At 30.1% G+C, this 4,750-nt stretch carries 4 protein-coding genes; 3 read left to right on the top strand and 1 reads right to left on the bottom strand.

Features of this window, described 5'->3' with window-relative positions; all coding sequences use genetic code 11:
* Positions 1 to 54 precede the first annotated feature (54 nt).
* Positions 55 to 627 carry a transposase gene (locus tag EC396_RS11835; protein WP_240665695.1) on the bottom strand — a complete coding sequence of 191 codons (573 nt, stop codon included), beginning with the start codon at positions 625 to 627 and terminating at the stop codon, positions 55 to 57.
* 282 nt (positions 628 to 909) lie between these two features.
* Here EC396_RS11835 and EC396_RS11840 point away from each other — a divergent pair, with 282 nt between their 5' ends.
* From EC396_RS11840 to EC396_RS11850, 3 genes are all read left to right on the top strand, one after another.
* Positions 910 to 1,155: a type II toxin-antitoxin system ParD family antitoxin gene (locus tag EC396_RS11840; RefSeq protein ID WP_129366901.1), complete on the top strand. Its 246-nt coding sequence runs from the start codon at positions 910 to 912 to the stop codon at positions 1,153 to 1,155.
* Positions 1,142 to 1,435: a type II toxin-antitoxin system RelE/ParE family toxin gene (locus EC396_RS11845; protein WP_129366902.1), complete on the top strand. Its 294-nt coding sequence runs from the start codon at positions 1,142 to 1,144 to the stop codon at positions 1,433 to 1,435. The genes EC396_RS11840 and EC396_RS11845 overlap by 14 nt, the downstream gene beginning before the upstream one ends.
* Positions 1,436 to 1,900: 465 nt before the next feature.
* On the top strand, positions 1,901 to 4,750 hold a 2,850-nt coding region (locus tag EC396_RS11850), incomplete at its 3' end, for an Ig-like domain-containing protein (protein ID WP_129366903.1).

The following is a 4,750-nucleotide window of genomic DNA, read 5'->3' on the forward strand; positions in this document are numbered from 1 at the left end:
ATCTCTTGTAATTCTCGCTTACTGGCAGTAATACCTTGTTGTTCTTTGGATGCTTTATTGATGGAAGCCTTTCTTATGGAAGTTTTTTTTATCCATTGAACTAATGTGACGAATATTATACAAATGAGCTTCCAAATCCTCTTTTGGAACTTTTAATTCCAAAGTATCCATAGAAGCATTCGCCTTTATTGGAGCTGAATCAATCGCCTGGGTATGTCCACTCACCATTCCTTTTTCAACACACATAGAAAATATCTTTGTGAAAACTTCTTCAAATACCGCTTCAGGATACAATTGACGGGTACGACTGATGATGGAATGCCAAGGTAAAGGTTCATCAATGTCATAGCCTAAAAAGAACAAAATATCTAACCGCATACCGCTGTGTTGTATCAAATCTCTATCGCTAATGATGTTTTCCAAATAGCCAACCAAACACAGTTTAAAGAAAACAATAGGGTCAATACTTTTTTGTCCGCTTTCACCGTAATAGGGTCTAGTTAATAGATATAAAAAATCCAAATCCAACACTTGTTTTAATCTCCGATAAAAATTGTGTGCTGGTACTCGCTCACTTAACTGAAAATTAGCAAATAACTTTTCCTGATATTCTTTCTTGCCTTGCATTCCATGAAATTACGGATTTTTCATTTTTTTTACAACTATTTTAACCTATTTTTGATAGAACTTGTGCAACAGGCACAAAGTGTATAAATCATTGGGAGGATAGTGCTAATTTCAAGGTCGTTACATTAAATCAAATTTGTAGCGGTTTGACAAGAAAGTGCTTCGAAATGCCAAACGCACCATATTCAAACCGTTGGCAACTATAAAGATTAAAATTCAACTTATAAAGAAAATTTGGATTGAATACATTTTTGGTGTAAATTTACATCAAAACAGAGAATTATGGCAAGACAAAGTATTTCATTTACAGAACCGAATGATAATTGGTTAAAGTCTCAAATTGAGAATAAAGAATATTCAAGTAAAAGTGAATTAGTTAATGATTTGATTAGACAAGCAAGAAAACAACAATCTCAAATTGATTGGATTAGTTCAAAATTAGAAAAAGCTGAAAAAAGTGGATTTACTTCTGATTCTAAAGAACAAATTTTAGCTCAATCAAAATCATTATTAAATGACAAATTATAGACTGAGTAATACAGCTAAAGAAGATTTAATACGAATTCATAATTACGGAGTAAAAACATTTGGAGAAAGACAAGCGGATAAATATTTTAATTCATTTTTTGAGTATTTTGATATAATATCTAAAAACCCATATTCTTTTGAGTCAGTTGATTATATCAAAATAGGATATAGAAAATGTGTTTGTGGTTCTGATTCGATTTATTTTAGGATTAATGAGAATGATAAAGTTGTTGAGATTATGGCATTAATTGGACGTCAAGATTTGAAAAATATATTATAAAAATTACAGTTGCTAACAACTCATAAAATTTATGCTCACATTTGAACTAAATAACGAACCGACAAACATTCAACAAACGATTTGCTACGTCCGAAAAATCTCCGATTTTCCAGTCGCACAAATCTTATAAAAGCCCGTGGCTATAAATATTCTTTCATAATATAATTTTTTTTTAATTATTTTTTTTAATTTTATAAAAGTAAAAAACTTCCCCCTAGTTTATATTTAATTAGTTAATGTTATTATTAACGAATATGTTACATTAATAATAGAATTAATATACCTTAAAAGAATTTAAAAACAGTTGTTCTAAGTTATACGTTGTATTATTAAAAAAATAAGTTCGATACATAATGATTATTAAAAATGTATAGTGAAATTATATAAACCCCTTTTTTAATTTAATAATTGTATCCAAATTATTTGAACCAAAAGGAATTATATACTAACCAAACACACTATGAAATGAAAAAAAATATTTTAATAATCGTTTTACTTTTATCTTTTACTAACATTTTTGCAACTAATTATTATATTTCATCTTCTTCTGGTAATGATTCAAATGACGGAAAATCAGAGAATTCAGCTTGGAAAACAATTTCAAAACTAAATACAATAATAAAAACATTGGGCGCTGGTGATGTTGTATTATTTAAAAGCGGTGATACTTTTTCAGGAAGTATATCGCTAACTACTGCTGGCTCTAGTGGTTCGCCTATCACATTTTCAAGTTACGGCTCAGGCGAAAGACCTATTATAACAGGTTTTATACCTGTTACAGATTGGGTTAATAATGGTGGAAATATTTGGTCTAAAACAATTTCTGGATCCCATGTCGTTTCTGCTTTACAGCTAAATGGCAATCCACAAAAAGTAGGTCGATATCCAAAATCCACAGAGCCTAATAGAGGTTATTATACCGTTAAAAGTTCAACTCAAACTTCAATCACCGGAAATGATTTACCACCTACAAATTGGACAGGAGCTGAAATTGTTATAAGAACTGTCCCATGGGCTTTTGAAATGAGAGAAGTAACAAGTCAATCTAATGGTACTGTTAAATTCAATCCAACAACTGCATATCTACCTAGAGTAAATGCTGGTTTTTTCTTTCAACATGACCCAAGAGCATGTACTTCTGAAGGAGAATGGAGCTTTAATAAAAAAACAAGATTATTAAGTATTTATTCAACAATAGATCCAAACACATTAGACATTCAAATTACAGGATATGATAACCTAATAGATTTATATTATTATAGCCATTATATAACAATTGAAAATCTATATTTAAAAGGTGCTGGAATTAATCTAATTAATGAAAAAGCTTCAAATTTTATTGAAATAAAAAATTGTGAATTGGCCTACTCTGGTGGTAGAGGTATTCATTTAGAAACGGGTACAAATGCAATTATTGATGGAAATTATATTCATGATGTATATGCTAATGCTATTGCTTCCCGTAACAATTATCAAAATGCATCTATAACTAATAACACTATTGAAAAAGTAGCGTTGGTTGCTGGAATGGGAGTTTCGGGTGTTAAAACTTGTTCAGCTATAAGTATTGTTGGATCTAATACTGTTGTCAATAAAAATGTATTGCGTCTTTTAGGTTATATAGGAATATCTTGGACTGGTGACAATGCAACAATTACTTATAATAAAGTATCCTTTTTCTGTGCTGTTTTAGATGATGGAGCTGGTATATACTCGTATGATGGTGCAGATCAATATCCAAATATACTTCAATCTAAAGTTTTATATAATATTGTTGATTTTGGTTTTGGTGCTGAAGATGGTAGCTCTGAAGAAGAACCTGTCGCAAATGGAATTTATATGGATGATGGTAGTAATAATGTTGAAATAAAATACAATACCGTTTCTAATATTAGAAAAGCTGGTATTTATATTCATAATTCAAATAATATAGATGTTCAATTTAATACCGTATATAGATCTGGATCTTACCTGCTTTATTTATATAATGACTCATTACATCCTAATACAATTACTGGTTGTACTTTTAAAAATAACATATTAGTAGCTACAACCACAACCCAAAAAATATTGTTTGTACATTCTCAAAACGGTGATTTTTTAACAAATGTATTTGATAATAATTACTACTGTAAACCTTATAATGAAAATGAAATTATAAATTTATGGTACAATAATGGTAGTGGCTATCGTGCATATGCATACTCATTATCTGAATGGAAAACTGCGTATAAATTAGATTTAAATACAAAACTTGCACCTATTACTTTAGACCCAAAAACGCAAATATTAAGAAGTAAATGGATGCCCTTAGATGTAAATGATACTATGGAACCCCAGGAATTTACTTTAAACGATAGTTATGTTGATGTAAATGGAGTGTACAGTCCTTCAAGTTTTATTCTTGAGCCTTTTACTTCTAAAATACTTTTCAGAAAAGAAAATGAAAATCCCATTAAACCACCTGTAGCTGTAAACGATACTATTTCAGTGTTGAAAAATACCACATACACATCTTCTACAAGTTTAATTGATAATGATTATGACCCTAATAGCTTAAAATTAAGTGTTACTGCCGGTACTTTTTCTTCAGAAAAAGATGGAAATATAGTTTTAAAAGCTGATGGTTCTTATGTTTACACACCTCAAACTAATTTTACAGGAGAAGACACATTTATTTATACACTAACAAATGGAACGTCAACTGATTCTGCAAAATTAGTTGTTAATGTTATAAACAACAATAATAGTGCTCCCGTTGCTTTAAACGACGCTATTACACTTCCTGTAAACGCTTCTTGGACTTCTAAAATAAGTTTGATGCAAAATGATTATGACCCTGATGGTGATGAAATAAGTGTGATTCCAGGTACTTTCCCTACCAATCAAGGGGGAAGTTTAACTGTATCATCAGATGGTTTATATACGTATGTTCCTAAAACAAATTTTATTGGTGAAGATACTGTTGACTATACCATTACTGATGGATCTTTAACTTCAACTGCTAAATTAATTGTAACATTAAAAGGTCCTAACAATGCTCCCGTTGCTGTTAACGACTTTATTACAGTGCCTGAAAACACTTCTTGGATTTCAACTATAAGTTTGATGGACAATGATTATGATCCTGATGGTGATGAAATAAGTGTAATCCCGGGTACTTTCTCTACCAATCAAGGAGGAAGTTTAACTGTAACTTCGGATGGTTTATATACCTATATTCCTAAAACAAATTTTATTGGTGAAGATACTGTTGATTATACCATTACTGATGGATCTTTAACTTCAATGGGAAAATTATTTGTAACAATAGAA

Origin of the sequence: Lutibacter sp. HS1-25 (assembly GCF_004121075.1) — a bacterium.
GTDB lineage: Bacteria > Bacteroidota > Bacteroidia > Flavobacteriales > Flavobacteriaceae > Lutibacter.

Excerpts from the sequence above, each read along its gene's own strand:
- EC396_RS11845 (WP_129366902.1), top strand. The coding sequence starts at position 1,142 with ATGACAAATTATAGACTGAGTAATACAGCTAAAGAAGATTTAATACGA.
- EC396_RS11835 (WP_240665695.1), bottom strand. The coding sequence starts at position 627 with ATGCAAGGCAAGAAAGAATATCAGGAAAAGTTATTTGCTAATTTTCAG.
- EC396_RS11840 (WP_129366901.1), top strand. The coding sequence starts at position 910 with ATGGCAAGACAAAGTATTTCATTTACAGAACCGAATGATAATTGGTTA.